Origin of the sequence: Pseudovibrio exalbescens DSM 16456, from assembly GCF_000422785.1 — a bacterium.
Lineage (GTDB): Bacteria > Pseudomonadota > Alphaproteobacteria > Rhizobiales > Stappiaceae > Pseudovibrio > Pseudovibrio exalbescens.
The window spans coordinates 151801-170661 of the sequence record NZ_AUGS01000005.1; the positions used below are offsets into that span (position 1 = coordinate 151801).

General features: G+C 55.0%; 11 protein-coding genes. 5 read left to right on the forward strand and 6 right to left on the reverse strand.

The genetic code is table 11. The features are described from left to right. Positions 1-51: 51 nt before the first annotated feature. A complete protein-coding gene (locus G512_RS0105655; protein WP_028480864.1) occupies positions 52-3387 on the reverse strand; it encodes an Rne/Rng family ribonuclease in 3336 nt (1111 codons plus the stop codon). A gap of 810 nt (positions 3388-4197) precedes the next feature. On the opposite strand from G512_RS0105655, the gene G512_RS0105660 reads away from it, so the two are divergent. The 3 genes from G512_RS0105660 (at position 4198) to prfB (ending at position 9382) form a co-directional block, all read left to right on the forward strand. After that, complete coding sequence (locus G512_RS0105660) at positions 4198-5484, forward strand: N-acetylmuramoyl-L-alanine amidase (protein WP_228130476.1); 1287 nt, start codon at positions 4198-4200, stop codon at positions 5482-5484. 196 nt (positions 5485-5680) lie between these two features. Next, positions 5681-8131, forward strand: a complete 2451-nt coding sequence (locus G512_RS0105665) for a penicillin-binding protein 1A (RefSeq protein WP_028480866.1) — start codon at positions 5681-5683, stop codon at positions 8129-8131. Between the two features lie 119 nt (positions 8132-8250). Continuing rightward, positions 8251-9382 (forward strand): peptide chain release factor 2 gene (prfB, locus tag G512_RS0105670; protein ID WP_143181410.1). Its coding sequence is split into 2 segments (ribosomal slippage): positions 8251-8319 and positions 8321-9382, totalling 1131 coding nucleotides; the frame shifts between segments, so codons are not numbered across the junction. Between the two features lie 56 nt (positions 9383-9438). Here the strand turns inward: prfB and G512_RS23080 are convergent. From G512_RS23080 to bcp, 3 genes are all read right to left on the reverse strand, one after another. Beyond that, positions 9439-10770: a M23 family metallopeptidase gene (locus G512_RS23080; RefSeq protein WP_028480868.1), complete on the reverse strand. Its 1332-nt coding sequence runs from the start codon at positions 10768-10770 to the stop codon at positions 9439-9441. 92 nt (positions 10771-10862) lie between these two features. Next, the gene (locus tag G512_RS0105680; RefSeq protein ID WP_028480869.1) at positions 10863-11708 is read right to left on the reverse strand and encodes a ferritin-like domain-containing protein; all 846 of its coding nucleotides are present in this window, start codon (positions 11706-11708) and stop codon (positions 10863-10865) included. 10 nt (positions 11709-11718) lie between these two features. Next, positions 11719-12192, reverse strand: a complete 474-nt coding sequence (gene bcp / locus G512_RS0105685) for a thioredoxin-dependent thiol peroxidase (protein ID WP_028480870.1) — start codon at positions 12190-12192, stop codon at positions 11719-11721. Between the two features lie 162 nt (positions 12193-12354). Between bcp and G512_RS0105690 the strand changes: the two genes are divergently transcribed. Continuing rightward, positions 12355-15672 (forward strand): AsmA-like C-terminal domain-containing protein, encoded by a 3318-nt coding sequence (locus tag G512_RS0105690; RefSeq protein ID WP_143181409.1) that lies wholly within the window; start codon positions 12355-12357, stop codon positions 15670-15672. 90 nt (positions 15673-15762) lie between these two features. Here G512_RS0105690 and tyrS read toward each other — a convergent pair whose 3' ends face one another. After that, on the reverse strand, positions 15763-17016 hold the full coding sequence (gene tyrS, locus G512_RS0105695; RefSeq protein WP_028480872.1) for a tyrosine--tRNA ligase: 1254 nt from the start codon (positions 17014-17016) through the stop codon (positions 15763-15765). A gap of 494 nt (positions 17017-17510) precedes the next feature. On the opposite strand from tyrS, the gene G512_RS0105700 reads away from it, so the two are divergent. Next, positions 17511-18290 carry a transporter substrate-binding domain-containing protein gene (locus tag G512_RS0105700; RefSeq protein ID WP_028480873.1) on the forward strand — a complete coding sequence of 260 codons (780 nt, stop codon included), beginning with the start codon at positions 17511-17513 and terminating at the stop codon, positions 18288-18290. A gap of 109 nt (positions 18291-18399) precedes the next feature. Here G512_RS0105700 and G512_RS0105705 read toward each other — a convergent pair whose 3' ends face one another. Next, positions 18400-18801, reverse strand: a complete 402-nt coding sequence (locus tag G512_RS0105705; protein WP_028480874.1) for a bleomycin resistance protein — start codon at positions 18799-18801, stop codon at positions 18400-18402. Positions 18802-18861 lie beyond the last annotated feature (60 nt).

The following is an 18861-nucleotide window of genomic DNA, read 5'->3' on the forward strand; positions in this document are numbered from 1 at the left end:
GGAAAGGGCGGCTCCAAGGCCGCCCTTTTTGTATGCTATATTTTGTTGAGATCAGAAGAAAGATCGACGTTGCCACCAACCGGTGCGGCGGGGCGCATCGTTGTTGACCTCAATGCTCTGATCGGCCTTGACCGTTTCGCTGGTGACGACAGGCTCGGAAGGCGTTTTGGCTTCCTCCTTTGTGGTGTCTTCATCAGCTTTGGGCTCAATTGCTCCGTTGCCTGCCGGCTCCGGCGATGAGGCTTCTTTTGAGGTTACATCCTCGTCCACATCACCTGTGGTATCGGTGCCCGGTGTGGCAGCAGCGATGCTCTGGTCCTCATCGGCAGCTTGAGACGCTTGTGCTACCGGTTCGGGCTTGTCAGTCTGTGATCCCGCTTGATCGTTGCTTTCTGTCGCAGCTGCTGGTTCTACAGCCAGCGGTTCCTGCGAAGATACAGGGTTGTCCTCAGCGGAAACAGGGCCAGCCTCTACCTGATCGGCATCTGCCGCCTTTGCTGTTTCGGTTGCCACTGGTTGTTCAGTGGTCGCCGGCAGATGAACTTCCGGTTCCTTGATCTCTATGATCTGAACAGGCGCCGGGCGATCGAGCGCAGTTGAGTGAGCAACCTGGGCTTCTTGTCCATGGTCTGCTTCGGCGTCCGCCGCGATATCGTCGCTTTTTGCCTCGTCCGAGTCTGGTCTGGCATCCACCTTTGAGGTTTCACCGTCAGTCTCGCCTGCTTGCGTGGCAGACAGGTTCGGATCGGTGCTGGCCTGCTGATCAGCCTCAGCTGTTGTGGCTTCAGCTTCAACGTTTGCATCGTTGGCGCCTGAGGCGTTTTCATCCTGCGCGTCGGCGCTCGCAGCTACTGCCTCATCATCACCTTGTTCACGGCGATTGTTTCGACGGCTGCGACGGCCTCCTCGGCGTCCCCGACGACGGCGACGGCGGCGATCATCTTCCTGCTCGGACTTGTCGTCGCTACTGGTTTCCTGCGCTTCCGCATCTGCGGACTCATCACCGTCTGCTTCTCCGTTTTCGGAGGCATCGGTGTCAGTATCGCCGTTGTCCTGCGAGGCGGCTACGGTGTCTTGCTCGTCGTCACGGTTGCGACGGCGACGGCGACGACGGCGGCGACGGCCGGATTTCTCCTCGGCTTGGTCGGTGTCATCCTCGCTCGCCTCAACTTCATCCACTTCGGCTTCTACAACGTCTTCTTCTTCAAATTCGTCAACTGACGGCATTGAATCCGGCTGAGCGGATACAGGCAAAGCCTGCAAACGGGGTGTCAGGCTGACTGGCTCACCCCGATCAATGGAGAAATGCTCGCCATCAATGGTGTCGTCGGCCTGAATGATGACCCGCGCTCCGAACCGTTGTTCGTAGGCAATCAGGTGATCTCGTTTCTGATTGAGCACATAAAGTGCCACTTCGGATGGCGTGCGAACAATCAGGTCGTGACTTGCATTGCGCATCAGTTGTTCTTCAACAGAACGCAGTATGTGCAAGGACAAAGATTCAACCGAGCGCACAATGCCCGACCCGCGGCAATGCGGGCACACCACGCTGGAGCTTTCCAGCACGCCGGTGCGCAGTCTCTGACGAGACATTTCCAGAAGCCCGAAATGGGAAATGCGACCAACCTGAATGCGCGCGCGGTCTGCCTTCAGGCATTCCTTGAGCTTGCGCTCGACAGCACGGTTGTTGCGGCCTTCTTCCATATCGATGAAGTCAATCACAACAAGACCGGCCAGATCGCGCAGACGCAACTGCCGTGCGATTTCTTCTGCCGCTTCCATGTTGGTGGCAAGTGCCGTGTCTTCGATGTTCTGCTCGCGGGTTGCCTTGCCCGAGTTCACATCAATGGATACCAGCGCTTCTGTCTGGTTGATGACGATGTAGCCACCGGACTTGAGCGTGACTTCCGGCGAGAACATGGCATCCAGCTGTGCTTCCACGCCGAACCGGTTGAAGATCGGTACCGGATCCCGGTAGGGCTGCACGTTTTTGGAGTGGCTGGGCATCAGCATCCGCATGAAGTTTTTGGCTTCACGATAGGCGTCATCGCCAGACACAAGAACCTGATCGATGTCCTTGTTGTAAAGGTCGCGAATGGAGCGCTTGATGAGGCTGCCTTCCTCATAAACGAGGTTGGGGGCAGTGGTCGTCAACGTCAGTTCGCGAACATTCTCCCACAGGCGCATCAGGTACTCGAAATCCCGCCGAATTTCCGCTTTCGTGCGGCTTGCACCAGCGGTGCGCAAAATAACGCCCATACCTTCCGGCACGCCCAGATCATGAGCGATCTCCTTGAGGCGCTTGCGATCCGTTGGCTTGGTGATCTTGCGCGAAATCCCGCCACCACGGTCGGTGTTCGGCATCAGAACGGAATAGCGACCCGCCAGAGACAGATAGGTTGTCAGAGCTGCGCCCTTGTTGCCGCGCTCTTCCTTGACCACCTGTACCAGCAAGAGCTGGCGGCGCTTGATTACTTCCTGAATTTTGTATTTGTCACGCAGACGGCGCGCGCGTTCCGGAACGCCTTCGAAATCGTCGTCATCACCGCCCGTGTCCGAAACATCCTCGGAATCGGAGGTTGCGCGGTTTTCGTTTTCGTCGTTGTTGTTGCGCTTGCGGCGTGGTCTGCGGCGTGAACCACGACCCCGGCGACGGCGACCGGACTGGTTGTCCTGATCGTCGCTTGCCGATGCCTCTTCTTCATCGTCATCGGCGGCGTCGTCGCTGTCCTCGTCGTCATCTGAATCGTTGTCGTCGGATGCGTCATCCTCTGACATTTCCTCAGAAGCGTCAGCATTCCCGTCGGTGTCATCTTCCTCGTGGTTGCCGGATTTGCGCGCGGTTACTGCCTCCGAAGATGACTCTTCATCGGAGTTGTCAGAGTTTTCATCGTCTTCGTCATCACCCGGGGTGATTTCTTCAAAGCCGTCTTCGTCGACAGGAGCGTCCAGACTGGAAAGATCGTCGTCCTCCGAATTTTCATCGTCTTCGTCGATGTCTTCAGAGATTACGGTGTCATCATCTTCACTGCGCCGGGCTGCCGCGCGCTTGGCTTCTTCCTGTTCGCGGCGTTCACGATCGCGCTGATGGGCGGCCGCTTCTTCTGCGAGCTGGCGTTCCAGTGCTTCGCGATCTGCCTTTGGCAGCTGATAGTAATCCGGGTGGATTTCACTAAACGCGAGAAACCCGTGTCTGTTGCCTCCGTATTCGACGAATGCCGCCTGAAGAGATGGTTCTACTCGTGTAACCTTGGCTAAATAAATATTGCCGCGTAATTGCTTTCTGTTTGCCGCTTCAAAGTCGAATTCTTCAACCCGATTCCCGCGTACGACCGTCACCCGGGTCTCTTCCGGGTGGGTCGCGTCTATCAGCATCTTGTTTGCCATGAATGCAGTTCTCCACGACCCACCAGGATGGTCGGCGCAGCCGGCGCTCGAGCCTCTTGATTGTTCCGGGGGTCGCTATTGTGTCGTTGTTAAAAACTGAAGGGGAGGGGCGGCGACGCGCTGCACTCAACAGACCACTGGGCAACGCACAGGGTGCCCCGGTATCTGTAGTCAGTGTTTTCAAATTGGCGCGCATCTTGTTCAAACCGCGTGACCTCGAATTCTGTGGGCCCTGCCTTGAATGCAGGGGCCGAGCCACTGTCATGTGCCCGGCAATAAGGGTATTCCTTTGATCTCGCGTCTTGATTTTCAGGAGAGTGCCCGAAAATCGATCCCGAGGATCTCGGAGTGTTATCTACATGTTTTTGCAGACCGGATGTCTGCAAAGCGTACTCATTCCATATTCGTTTCCATAAAACCGCTTCGCGGGAGAGGCCTTCATGCTAACTAAGCGGCATACGGGGCTCCCCGGATTCGCGGTATCTGGAGACGGTGTTTTCCCTTTCGCCCAGAATGACGCGATTTTCCGCGAAAACCCTTAGGCGGGAAGGGTGATTGCTCCTTGTTTCAAGAGGCAATCAGAAACCTGACATGTTCTTTTACGATCCGTAGAGCGACTTGGCAAGTTTGGGAAAATCGAACTCTTAGTTTGACACAGGCGATTTAGTAGGGTGTTAAGGGGAAGAAAAGTGGTTAACGCTTAAAAAAGCGCGGTTTGATCACAATTTGCGAGTATCACAATCCACGATGCAATCTGGGTGTCGGGCGTCCGCTCTCGTGCCGGTGCTCATGCTTTGTGAGGAGGGGCATTTGAACTCAGACCTGCAATGCCACGATCGGGCGGTATGTGCGCAGAGGCTGAGCGCGGCGCTTTGGAGCGTCCTTGCTGGGTTTGTTGCACTTTTAATTTTTGTTTCGGGCGTAGTGCCAGCAGCAGCAATCGAGCCGCCGGAGCGGGCCGAAATTGTTGATGCGCGAGTGGCTGGCGATGACACGCGCACCCGGTTCATTCTGGATATGGACCAGGAAATCGACTACCACGTGTCTTTCATTGCTGATCCGTACCGCGTGGTGATTGACCTGCCGGAGGTCGAATTCTCTTTCAGCGACACCTTCAAGGCCGAGGGGCGAGGGTTGGTGTCTTCCTGGCGCTACGGGCAAGTGTTCGTGGGGCGCTCACGGGTCGTCCTTGATCTGACTGGCCCCGTGCGACTCGACAAATCCTTTTTGCTGCCAGGCGTACAAGACCAGCCAACCCGGTTGGTGCTTGATCTGGTTGAGGCGCCACGTGAGGCCTTTCAAAAACAAGCGGAGGAGTTTGCGCTCGGCCTGCGCCCCCAGCGCAGTGGCAAGTCTGACAGGGTCGTGACAGCAGCAGAAAAACGCAGCGATCGCATTACCATTGTAATTGATCCCGGACATGGTGGCATCGACTCAGGGGCCGTTGGCGATACCGGCACACTTGAAAAAAACATCGTATTGAATTTCGGTCGCTACCTGAAAGAGCAGTTGGAGGCGGAAGGGCACTATGCCGTACACCTGACGCGGGATGATGATCGTTTCATCCCTCTGCGTGGGCGTGTCAATATTGCCAAGGAGCTTGAGGCGGATCTATTCATCTCCGTCCATGCCGACTCCATCTTGCGCGGATCAGAAACGGTACGGGGTGCAAGCATCTATACCCTGTCGGAACGCGCGTCGGACCGCATGGCCGCAGAGCTGGCAAAGCGCGAGAACCGCTCTGACCTTCTGGCAGGCGTCAATCTGGAGGAAGAGCCGGACGAGGTGAGCGATATTCTTGTGGATCTGGCGCGCCGGGAAGCGAAGAATTTTTCCATCTATTTCGCGCGGCTGGCTGTTGAAGAATTGAAAAGCGCCACGAAGCTGATCAACAATCCGTTGCGCTCCGCCGGGTTCCAAGTGCTGAAAAGCTACGATATTCCCTCGGTTTTGATAGAGCTCGGTTTTCTTTCCAATTCGTTAGATGAAAAAATGCTAGGCTCGGACGAATGGCGCGACCGGGTATCGTCAGCATTGGTGCAGGCGATCAATTCTTTTTTCAAGGCGCGCATTGCGCAGAATGTAGAGCGCGATTAAACAGTTGAGCGCCGCCTGACACGCCGAGACGTCTCATCATTGCCATATTAGCGAGCGATGACGGGGCTCATACGAAGCGGTGCGCGGTTGCAGGTGGGGGCTGCCTACGAGCAGCACGAGTGGTACAGCCGCAACCACGCCGCGGAACGAGACACACGCACGGAATGTTTGCGGGATTTGGAGACGAGCCCGAAAGATGAAGTTTTTAGTGAGAGCTTTTGGATACTTGTTTGGCATAGCAGTGGTTTTCGGGCTGATTGCTGCTGCTGGCCTCTGGATGTATCTGAACAAGATGTCCGAAGATCTGCCTGACTTTACAGCGCTGCAGACCTACGAACCACCGGTGATGACACGCGTTCATGCCGCAGATGGCCAGTTGATGGATGAGTTTGCGCGCGAACGGCGGCTCTATCTACCCATTCAGGCTATTCCTGATCAGTTGAAAAACGCATTTATTTCGGCTGAGGACAAGAATTTCTATCACCACATTGGCATTGATCCGCAGGGCATTTTGCGTGCGGTGGTAACCAATATTCGCAATCGCGGCAGTGGCCGACGTCTGGTTGGTGCGTCGACCATTACACAACAGGTGGCCAAGAACTTCCTTCTGACCAACGAAGTGTCTTACGAACGCAAGATCAAGGAAGCGTTGTTGGCACTGCGCATGGAGCAGACCTATTCCAAGGATCACATCCTTGAGCTCTACCTCAATGAAATTTACCTGGGTGTCGGGGCTTATGGTGTCGGTGCGGCCTCTCTGATCCTATTCGACAAGTCGGTTCACGAGCTTACGCTTGAAGAAATGGCGTACCTTGCAGCGCTGCCAAAGGGCCCCGCCAATTACCATCCGTTCCGGTATCGGGATCGGGCGATCGAACGCCGTAACTGGGTCATTGATCGCATGGTTGAAAATGGCTTCGTGGAGCCTCAGGAAGCTGCAGAAGCCAAAGCCAAGCCTTTGAATGTGAAGCTGCGCTCCACCGGCACCCGACTGGCCGGGGCCGAATACTTCTCCGAAGCGGTACGCCGGGAACTGGCGGATCAATATGGTGAAGAGCGCCTTTATGAAGGCGGATTGTCCGTTCGCACATCGCTGAATCCAAAGATGCAGGTTGTTGCCCGAAAAGCGCTGATGGATGGTTTGATTGCTTTTGATCGCCAGCGGGGCAAATGGCGTGGGCCGATCACGACACTGGAGATAAACTCCAATGATTGGGGCCCACAACTGGCCGAGGTTGAGCGGCTGGACGATGTGCCGGAATGGACAACGGCTATTGTGCTGTCGACTTCCAATGAGAACGCAATCGTAGGCATTCGCCCGGAAACTCTGGATGGTGGCAAACTCTCGACAGACCGGGTTCGTGCGCGACTTTCTCTGGACGACATGAAATGGGCCCGCGTCAATGGGCGGTCGCCGCGGAACGTGCAAGAAGTCTTGAATCCGGGTGATGTGGTCTATGTGGAGAATACGGCTGGTGACCAGTACGAACTGCGTCAGGTTCCCGAGGTCTCCGGTGCACTGGTTGCAATGGATCCGCATTCCGGTCGTGTGCTTGCCATGGTTGGCGGCTTCAGTTTTGACCAAAGTGAGTTCAACCGCGCTACCCAGGCGTGGCGTCAGCCCGGTTCGGTGTTCAAGCCGTTCGTCTATGCAACAGCGCTTGACAATGGCTATACGCCGTCTTCCGTGGTACTGGACGCTCCGGTCGAGATTGAGCAGGGGCCGGGTCTGGATATCTGGCGGCCGCAGAACTACGGCGGCAAATTTTATGGGCCATCCACCTTGCGGACCGGTATTGAGCTGTCACGTAACGTGATGACAGTTCGGCTGGCACAGGACATGACCATGGAGCTGGTGTCGCAGTATGCTGAAAGCTTTGGCATTTACGACGATCTCACGCCGGTTCTTTCCATGTCGCTGGGTGCTGGCGAAACCACCGTCCTGCGCATGACCAATGCCTTTTCTATGATTGCCAATGGCGGGCGTCGGGTGCAACCAACATTCATTGACCGCATTCAGGACCGATATGGCAAGACCATTTATCGTAATGAACAGCTGATCTGTGATGCGTGTGCGACTGCCGAGTGGAACGGGCAAGAAGAGCCTGATCTGATCGACACCCGTGAGCAGGTATTGGACCCGATGACCGCGTATCAGATCACCTCCATGATGGAAGGTGTGGTGCAACGTGGTACCGCCACTTCAGTGAAGGCGGTGGGCCGCCCGGTTGCGGGCAAGACCGGTACCACCAATGATGAGAAGGACGCTTGGTTTGTCGGTTTCACACCGGATCTGACTGTCGGCGTTTATGTTGGCTATGACACTCCGCGCCGTATGGGACGGGGGGCAACCGGTGGCCGAATTGCGGCCCCGATCTTCACCGAGTTCATGCAGCAAGCTCTGGCGGGAACGCCGCCTGTGGAATTCCGTGTGCCATCCGGGTTGCAGCTGATCCCGATCAACCGGCGTACGGGCCTTCGGGCAAATCCGGGTGAGCCGGGGACCATTCTGGAAGCCTTTAAGCCGGGCACTGCACCGCCGGACAGCTATTCCGTCATCGGGTTCGAAGACGAAATCGGCACGTATCGTGAGCTTTCACCCGAGGCTGGTGAAGCGGTGATGCGCGGAACGGGTGGTCTGTATTAGACCGGAAATCCCATAGTGATGATTGCATTGGTTTTGGAGGGCGATTAATGTCGCCCTCCATTCATATGGGCATATGGACCCCTTGGTCCATGACACTAGAATAAGTAGAGAGGTATCCGATGCGCGCCGAAATGGAGGCCATCGTCGACGAAATCAAGCAGGCCATAAGCCTGCTGAGGAGGCATCTTTGACTGGGACGTTGCGCTTGTCCGTCTAGATGAACTTAACGCTCTGTCCGAAGATCCGGATTTGTGGAGCGACCCTGCCAACGCGCAGAAGCTGATGAAGGAACGTCAGCACCTTGATGACAGTATCTCCGGTATTCGGAAACTGGAGCAGGACCTGGCCGATAACCTCGAGCTCATCGAGATGGGCGAGATGGAAGACGATCAGGATGTCATCCAGGAAGCGGAAACGGCTCTCAAGGAGATGCTGGGTACCGTGAACAAGCTGCAATTGCAATCGCTCCTGTCTGGTGAGGCCGACGGTAACGACACCTATGTTGAAATCAACTCGGGTGCCGGTGGAACGGAAAGCCAGGATTGGGCGAGCATGCTGTTGCGCATGTATCGGCGCTGGGGTGAGCAGCAAGGCTTCAAAGTGGAGCTGATGGAATACAATGATGGCGAAGAAGCCGGCATCAAGTCAGCTACATTGCTGATGAAAGGCGAAAACGCGTATGGGTGGATGAAGACCGAGTCTGGCGTTCATCGCCTAGTTCGCATTTCGCCTTATGACAGCAACGCTCGCCGCCATACCAGCTTTGCATCCGTTTGGGTCTACCCGGTTGTTGATGACAGCATCAACATCGAGATCAACGAAAGCGATTGCCGGATTGATACCTACCGTGCCTCCGGTGCGGGTGGACAGCACGTCAACACGACCGATTCCGCTGTACGCATCACGCATATGCCCACGGGTATCGTCGTGCAGTGCCAGAGCGAGCGCTCTCAGCACAAGAACCGCGCGACGGCCTGGAACATGTTGAAGGCTCGTCTTTACGAAGCGGAGTTGCAGCGTCGTGAGGAAGAGGCCAACAAGGAAGCTTCCTCCAAGACCGATATCGGGTGGGGGCACCAGATCCGCTCCTACGTGCTGCAACCTTATCAGCTGGTCAAGGACCTGAGGACAGGGGTGGAGAGCACCGCGCCGCAGGACGTGCTTGATGGCGACGTGACGAAGTTCATGGAAGCTGCTCTGGCGCAGCGGGCCTTCGGTACCGGCGATCAAGTGATTGAAGACGTTGAATGATTACTCGTTGAAAGAAGAAAAAGGCCCCGGTGTTGGGGCCTTTTTTATGTCCAGGATCACGAGCGACCGAGAATGGCGGTAAGCTTGCGTCCCGCTCTTATGAACCGCATGGGGTCGCGAGGAGTGTCGTTGATCCGCGTTTCATAGTGCAGGTGAGGACCGGTAGACCGACCGGTGTTGCCCACTTCACCCAGCACGTCGCCGGTAGAAATCCGATCTCCCTTTTTGACATGCAGTTTGTGCATGTGGGCGAAACGTGTTGTCAAACCGTTGTCGTGAGTGATTTCTACGGATTTGCCATAGCCGCCGCGATATCCAGCGAACGTGACTTTTCCACTCCCGGGCGCCTTTATGGGGGTGCCGCGCAGGGCTTTGAAGTCGACACCGGTGTGCATCGCCGGTTTGTTCAAGAACGGGTCCATACGGGCCCCGAAATCGCTGGTAATGGGGGCCTGTCCCAATGGTGCTGCCAAGGGTAGTGCTTGCAAGTCTGTGAGCAGGCGGTGGCGCAAGGAGAGGGCCTGTTCGGTCTTGATCACATAGGTGTTGAAGTCGGAAAGCGGTAGCGGCTCATATGGGCCGCCCATTGCAACCTTTTCAGCTGTCGGCACATCGACTTCCAGCGTATCTGCGACACTCTTGAGAGCTTCGAGGTCTCTTTGAGCAAACGCGAGGACTGACGCCAGAACTGCCTTGCCTTGATCAATCTGGCCGCGAATTTCCCACTCAAGCGCCGAGAGATCGCCAAGGCCTTTGGGGTTCGTCTCTGGTGGTGATGTTTTTGGGCCGGGCGCGGGTATGGTCGTGGATGTTGGCCGCAATCCCAGTAGGTGCCCGGGATTCTCGAGCGGTACTGTTTCGCCGCCAACGGAGTCGGGCAGGCCGTTTTCCGCAACTGAAATGACTTGACGTTGAGCCAGAGAAGGCTTGGGCAACGGCTTTGGATTGGTGGTAAAGCTGGCGATCTGCAATCCAGTATCTTGCGCCAGTGCAAGCACCTCAAGCAGCTTCTGTTGGCGTTGTTCGAGAGTAGACTGATGGTTTCGAATGCTCTCCAGACTCTCAAGCCTCAGGGAGGCCCGATGCTGGGCCATCTGTTGTTTGGAGTTCAGCGTTTCGATGCGACCGCGTAGCTTGGTAATCTCGTCTTCGTAGCTGCGGCGCAGTTCAGCTTCCTGAAGTGCTGTCTTTGCCAGCATATCATCGCGCATCAACAGATACCCTGTTGCGGCGAAGTAGCCTACCGAGAACACCAAAAGCGCTGAGCCGGCTGCCAACGCAACTGCCGGATTGAGGGCTATGGCTTTTTCGCCTTTGGGCGATTTGACAATGATATAGTGCGGAGGCTTCCGTCCGGATCGCTTTTGTTTGCGCCACGCAGAAAGCATGGTGTCTCCTCACTGATTCACTACAGGTATCTCTCGATTTCTGATCCTCCATTTAAAGTCGTTATGGTTAACAAAGACTAACCGCCGCGTGCCTATCCGGTCAGCTTGATCAGCGGGCGATAGAAACCCGGTGTCAGACCTGCCTCAGACCGTGCTCGGTCGTTGAAAGGCGGTTTCAAAGGGCCGCGGAAATGCTTGCGTACCAGCTCGTGGAACTTGGGATCGGGCTTCAGGCGGTGGCGATCGCACATGAAACGAAACCATTTGGCTCCGAACGCCACGTGACGTTTTTCATCCCGGTAAATGGTTTCAAGAATGCGGGCCGTGCCATGGTCACCGTTGGCATTGGCCTTGGCGATCATAGGGGGTGTGATGTCCAGGCCACGCGCCTCAAGGACCAGCGGAATGATGGCAAGGCGGGCCAACAGGTCGTGCCCGGTGGATTGAGCTGCTTCCCACAAACCGTCGTGGGCGGGCAGGTCGCCATAGGCGTGGTCGAGACTGTTCAGGTGTTTGGCCAACATCGAGAAATGCTTAGCCTCCTCCAGCCCCACCTGCACCCAATCATCAAAAAAGGACCGGGGCATGGGGACACGACAAAACCGGCCGATCATGTCCCATGTCAGATCCACGGCATTCAACTCGATATGCGCCAAGGAATGGAGGAGGGCGATCTTGCCAGCCTTACCACCTATCGCTCGCTTGGGCATGTCGCGCGGTGGCAATAGATCGGGCTTCTCCGGACGACCTGGACGGTCCGGCATATCCGGATCAAGCGCTGCACGATGCAGCCCCAACCCTTTGGAAAACCAGTGCTGGGCCGTTGCATAGGCGATCCGTGATTTTTCCAGTGGATCGGCCGCGCTGACAACGGCGTGCGCACCGGATTTCAGTGACGGCACACTGAGTTCCGGTGCGGTGTTTTTTGTCTGTGTCATTCAGATTTCATCAAAGAGATTTTACAGCTTCAAGGACCGCCTCAGCGTGTCCGGGTACTTTTACCTTCCGCCAGATTTTGGCAAGATTCCCATCTGCATCAACTAGGAAGGTGGAGCGCTCCACGCCCATGTACTTTTTTCCATACATATTTTTTTCGACCCAGACGCCATAGGCTTCGCAGGTTTTTGTTTCCGGATCCGAGGCCAGCGTGACAGCAAGCCCATGCTTTGCCTTAAACTTGTCATGCTTGGCTGGTGTATCGGGCGAGATGCCTACAACAGTTGCGCCCAAAGCTTCGAACTCGCTGGCCATTTCAGTGAAGGCAATTGCTTCCTTGGTGCAGCCCGGGGTGTCATCCTTGGGGTAAAAGTAAACGATCACGGGCTTGCCTTTTTGGGCTGACAGCGCAAAGGACCCACCGCCATCGGTTTCCAAAGTGAAATCCGGAGCCGGGGCGCCTTCGGTCAAAGCTTCTGTTGGCATGATGTATCTCCTGTATTGGTGGGTGCGAAGGCGAGACCTGTCGCTTATGATGTCTCTTAAATCTAATGCAGATGGTTGTATGCACAACCTTTCGTTAGACGGTTATGATCTGTATCGATTCGAGAAGAATTCAATCGGTCGGGGACGAGGAAACTTGCACTGTTGAAGAGGTTGGGCAAAAGACGGGACCGGTTGCGCCGCCAGAAGAAGGCCAGTTGGCGTCGGCGTGCCGTGGTGGGCATCGTTGCTATTTTTCTTGTGCTTGGTCTCGGGGCTGTTTGGCGTGCGTCCTCTGGCCCTGTGTCCCTGCCATTTCTGGTGGACTGGGCGTCAACCCGGTTTGATAAAGGAGCGCTCGACCTGAAAATCGGGGCCGCTTCTCTGGATTTTTCCGGTGAAGGGACGCAACTGATCCTGGAAGACTCCGTTATATCGGTGTCCGGCACATCTGCGGCGGATGTCTACCTGCCGTATGCGGAAGTTGACCTGAACTTGTTTGGCTTCCTGCGCGGGGCTTTTGAAGTGACGGGTGTCAAGCTTGAACGCCCGAAAGCCGCTCTGCGAATCGGTAGCCGACGAGGGCCGTTGCCCAAGCTGCAAAGCCAAGTGGTTGCCATCGACAAGTTCAGCGTGTTGCTGGCGGAGGAGTTGAAACGGCGCAACCTGCAAAGTGTATCGGTTGCAAATGGCGTGGTCGCCATTGACAGCGCCTCCGGCCATTTCGAGGCTGGCGGCATCGATGCAGAATTTGAAGTTCTGAACGAGGTTTCATTTCAGATCGAATCCAGTCTGGCCGGTGAGCAAGGACGTTGGTCTTGGACCATGCGCCGCACGGTTTCTCCTGAGACCGGCGAGCGCTCCATCGCCGTGGAAATGGATGGCGTTGCAGTTGGGGACTTGTTGCCCAGCAATGTGGAGTTGCCTCTGGACAAGGGGCGGGGAACTCCGCTTTATGCCACTGCGGAAGCGCGTTTGACAGCGGCTGGGAACTTCATTGATGCCGATCTGAGGGTGAGAACGGGACGCATCAAGGTGCACCTGACCGAGGCAGATGTGAATCTTGATGAAGTGTTTTTGAACCTGAATGTCCAGCGTGATGAACGGGACATCTTCATTGGTCGCTCTTATGCCGTGCGAGGGCAGACCCGCTTTGTGTTCGGAGGGAGTATTTCGCCGCCGGTCATAAATGATGGGCAGTGGACCTTCTCGCTTGGCTCGCGAGAAGCGGTTGTTGCCCCCAGCGATGTAAACGCGCCGCCTATCGTCTTCATTGATTCCTACGTTGATGGTCGTTTGGACCTGAACGAGAAAACTGTTTTTGTTGATGCAGCACGCGCACAAGGGCTGGATGCGGATCTGAGCCTTGCCGGGTCCTTCTACTTTGGCGATGGGGGGCCGTTCATGGCGTTGGCGCTTGCCAGTCCTTCGCTCAGCGCGGCGCAGGTGCTTCAGCTTTGGCCGGTGCCTGTTGTACCAAAAACACGGCACTGGCTGGTTGAGCACATCAAGGCAGGGCGGGTTGAAAACATTCGCTTGGATCTGGGGTTGGGACCGTCGTCATTTGATGGAAATCCAGACAACCAGGGTTGGGTTGGAAATGCTGTCACGGCGTCATTTGATCTGAAGAATGCAGCTTTGGCCACACTCGACAACTTGCCCATCGCCTCGCAACTCAATGGTCGCGGTCGTATCGAGAATGAAACGCTGATTGTTGAGGCCAAAGATGGTGTCTTTCGCATGCAGGACGGCAATCTGGTAGATGTCACCGATGTGACCTACAAGACTCTCAATCTGGCCCTGCGCCCAGAAAGATCCCATGATCTGGCGGTCACTGTCGCGGGCGATGCGGATGATTTGGGTGTACTCGTCAATGCCGAACCCTTCCGGGCGTTGGACCGGATCGGCCTGGTGCCGAGCGACTTGCAGGGACGCGGAACGCTGCTCGTGAGCGCGGCTTTTCCGGTTAAGGACGACATCACGTTTGCGGATGTGGAGTGGAATGCTGAACTCAAGACAGAGAAGTTCTCCAGTAGCCGCAAGATCGGCGACCAGTTGATCAGTGATGCGGACCTCGTGGTAAAGGCTAACAAGGATCTGGTTACTATCGAGGGCGATGGCAAGCTGAACGGTTTGCAAGCCAAGATCGATCTTGAAAGCCCCATGGATGGCGTCGAAGGTGCCACGCGCCAAGGTATCGTTCTCGATGCAACAGCGCAGGCGCTCGCTGAGCAAGGGATTGATCTTCGGGAGTTTTTACAAGGTCCTCTTCAAATCAAGCTGACCGAGTCCGAGGGGACAAAGGTTTACAGCCTTGATCTTACCCGAACCCAAATCACTCTTGGTGCTGTTGGATGGAGAAAAGAGCCTGGTGTCCGTGCACAGGCCCGCTTCCGGATGCTGGATTCCGATGGCGGAAAAACCATCCATAACTTCTCTTTGAATTCTGACGGAGTTTCTTTACGCGGCAATGCCAAACTCACGTCGAGCGGCGATCTGGAATATGCTGACTTTTCCGAGTTTAACCTTCGGCCAAACGACAATGTTGCGCTGAGTATTCGCCGGGATGGTCGGCGCGGATATATGGTGAACGCTCAAGCTGCACGGCTGGATGGACGAGGTTTTTTGAAGCGGTTTACAACTCGGTCGGCAACTGGTGATGGAACAGGGGAGGCGCAAGGCACACTTCCTGAAAATGTGCCGATCAAGATCGCGCTGCAACTGCGGGATGTGACGGGGTTTGGTGGCATTCTTGCCAGTCGTTTGGACGGCACCGTTTCTTTGAATGGGGACGAGGTAACAGCGCTTGATCTGCAGGGTCGGACATCGGAGCGCAATCCTTTCAGTTTCTCCCTGGGCCCGAAAGCCGCTGGAAAGGTTTTGAACTTCGACGTGCATGATGCCGGCGAACTGTTGAAGTTTACCAATGTCTTTCGCCGGATGCGCGGTGGTCGCTCTTTTGGCGCTATTGAAATGCCGGAGATGGGACGCTGGCAAGGTCAGGGAGTGATCAAGCATTTCTCGATCACCGAGGATCCAGCCATCCGGGCGCTTGCCAAGGCGAGGCCGCGTGACTCGGCTTTCCGTAGAGGCAGAGTTGATACGACCTTCAATGCCGTTGCGCAAAGCGGTGAGGCATCCTTTAACCGTATGACCATCGAGTTCAATCGGGTCGGGGATGTGGTCAATTTGACGAAGGGCGTTCTTGAAGGGGCGCTTGTTGGCGGCACAGTTGAAGGGCAGGCCAATATCAAAACGCGCCAATTGGACATGACGGGAACGTTTGTGCCTGCTTATACGTTGAACAACTTCCTTGCCAAGGTCCCAATTTTGGGACTGGCCCTTGGAGGAGACAAGGGAGATGCTGGCTTGTTTGGGGTAACCTATAAGATGACCGGCAGTTTCGATGAGCCAAATTTCACCATTAATCCGGTTTCGGCCATCGCTCCGGGCATCTTCCGGCGAATTTTCGAGTTCGATTGAGACCGCTCAATTTCATAAAGTGAATCATGAAAAAAGGCTAGGGTCCTGAGGATCCTAGCCTTTTGCATCTAGACGTGCTTGTTTGCGTGATCAAACTGGACGGATCAGCACATGCTTTTTCTTGCCAAGGGACAATTTGATGATGCCGTCTTCAGTCAGGTCCTCAAGGGTCAGAACGCGTTTTTCATTCTGTTCAACCTTGTCGTTGACCCGTACAGCTGAACCTTTGATGTTGCGTCGTGCTTCGCCATTGGACTGACACAGTCCTGCTGTGACGTAGGCGCTCAGCAGGCCGATGCCCGCTTCCATTTCTGCCTGAGGCACTTCAATTGTTGGAAGGCCTTCAGCGCTTTGGCCCTCTTCAAAAGCCCGGCGCGCGGTTTCAGCTGCGGCCTCCGCGGCGTCGCGGCCGTGGAGCAGGGCTGTTGCTTCGGTTGCTAGGGTTTTCTTCGCTTCGTTGATTTCAGCGCCCTCAAGGCTGGCAAGTCGAGCAATCTCTTCCATCGGCAAGACGGTGAACAGTTTGAGGAAACGCTCTACATCGCCATCTTCCGTGTTTCGCCAGAACTGCCAGTAGTCGTAGGGCGATAGCATGTCTGCATTGAGCCAGACGGCCCCGTCGGCAGTCTTGCCCATTTTCGCACCTGACGCGGTGGTCAGAAGCGGGGTCGTCAGGGCATAAAACTCCTTCTCGACCATACGACGACCAAGATCAACGCCGGACAGAATATTGCCCCACTGGTCGGAGCCGCCCATTTGCAGGCGGCACCCTGTGCGTTTGTAGATCTCTACGAAGTCATAGCCCTGAAGCAGCATATAGTTGAACTCAAGGAACGACAGGTGTTGCTCGCGCTCCAACCGAAGCCGCACGCTATCGCGCTGGATCATCTGGTTCACTGAGAAGTGACGCCCGACGTCGCGCAGAAACTCCAGATAATTGATTTTCAAAAGCCACTCGGCATTGTCCATCATGAGGGCGTCGGTGGGGCCCTCACCAAAAGAGAGGAATTTCTCGAATACCTGTTTGATACCCGCCTTGTTCTGCTCGATCGTTTCATCGCTCAGGACCTTGCGGCTTTCATCCTTGCCAGTGGGGTCACCTACACGTGTGGTACCACCGCCCATCAGGGCAATGGGTCGATGACCTGTTTGTTGCAGCCAGTACAACATCATGATTTGAACCAACGAACCAACATGCAGGCTCGTTGCGGTACAATCAAAGCCAATATAGGCGGTTACAATTTCACTAGCGCACAGTCTGTCGAGGCCTTCGGCGTCGGATGTTTGATGGATGAAGCCTCGCTCATCCAGAACTTTCATGAATTCTGACTTGTATGCGCTCATTTTGGAAACCTGTTCATCGCTTGAAAGGCGCCCGCAGGACGGGGCGATTAAGTAGCTGTTCTATAGCGGAGAATGGGAGGAGTTGCATCCGTTTTTGGGATCACGTCAATAAGAGGTAGATGGTCACTATTTGAGCAGTCTTAAACTGTCAATATGATAATAATGACATGCCAATATGAAAACTAATAACGACATATTGATCATATTAAAAATACGATTTGATTCCTAAGGCAAATCCGAGTGAGTCGTTTCGCGAGCAGTCCTGTGAAAAACCCTTCCGAACCTGTCGGCGGATCCGTTAAAATGGTGCTTGAAAGACTGTCAAATCGACAGTTTGATAGGTGATAATTCAAAATGCCGGAGGCCTGCCAATTATCTTCTAGAGATGTTGAATTAGTCTTTGAAATATCAGTGAGTTTGCCGTGTATGGAGATCAGTTCCGGATGGCGAGCTCTCAGGTGGCGCGCCCAAGAAGATCCAGAGAAAGGCTAGCAATGAATAAGAAATATATGGTCGCTGCAGCTGCGGTGATGAGCGTCGCGATGATTGGTAGCGCTTCGGCGAAAGACTGGGAGAAGGTGCGGATTGCCACTGAGGCTTCCTATCCTCCGTTCGCCTATACAACGGCCTCAGGTGAACTGGTTGGTTTCGAGATCGAAATCGGCAACGCCATGTGTGAAGCTGCCAAGGTTGAGTGTGAGTGGTTCCCGGTGGATTGGGAAGGGCTCATTCCCGGTCTGATCGCGAACAAATACGATGCCATCATGGCCTCTATGTCGTCCACGGAAGAACGCAAGCAGTTCATCGATTTCTCTGAAAAGTACTATCAGACGCCTCCAGGCATTGCCGTACGCAAGGACAGCGAGATCACGGAAGCAACGCCAGAAGCGTTTGATGGCCTTTATGTAGGTGTGCAGGTAGGTACCACTCACGCCATCTTCGCCGAGCAGGAGTTTGATGGTTCGACCGTCACAACCTATCCATCTGCTGATGAATACAAGCTCGACCTTGAAGGCGGTCGTGTCGATGCCGTGATTGATGATGTGGTTGTATTGTCTGATTGGCTCAAATCTGAAGATGGGGACTGCTGCAAGTTGCTCGGCACCATGAAGCCAATTCCGGAAATTCACGGCGAAGGTGTTGGCGTTGGCATGCGGCAGGGTGAGACTGAATTGAACGAACTGTTTTCCAAGGCAGTGAAAGATCTGCGTGAGAGCGGGAAGTATCAGGAAATCGCCGCGAAATACTTCGATTTCGACGTGTACGGCGAATAATAAAAACCTTCCAGAGGTATTCAAAAGGCGCTTCTCGGAGCGCCTTTTTTATTGTGACGGTTCTCATAGGACGGACGGCGTATCCGTGATACAGGACGGCTTGAATACGTTATTCCGTATCTGCGCTGTCAGGTATCCTGCCGAATTTCAGAAGATTGCCATGAGGGTCATGGATATAAAACTCCTTCATGTTCCACGGACGGATCTGAAAACTGGAAAGCCTTGGCTGCGACTTCCCGTCTGTAGCCAAGTTTTTGGAGGAGAACTCCTCATAAAGCATATCAATGCCTCCACCTCGAACATAAAGGCTTGAGTTTTCGCAGATCTCTTTGTTCGAGCAATGCCAGAAATGGATTTCCCAGTTATCGCGGCGGAGGATGAGGGTGCTTGTATCTTCATAGATGATTTGATCAAAACCAAGCACATCCTGATAGAAGGCTCTTGTTTCGACCAGATCCAGTGAGGGTAGATTGGGCAGGACTTCGATATCACTGTTGGAGGGTGTGCTCACGCTCTGTCGCCTCGTTACGTTTCAGGATCTGCAACAGTAGGGCAGTACAGAGTGTTTTTA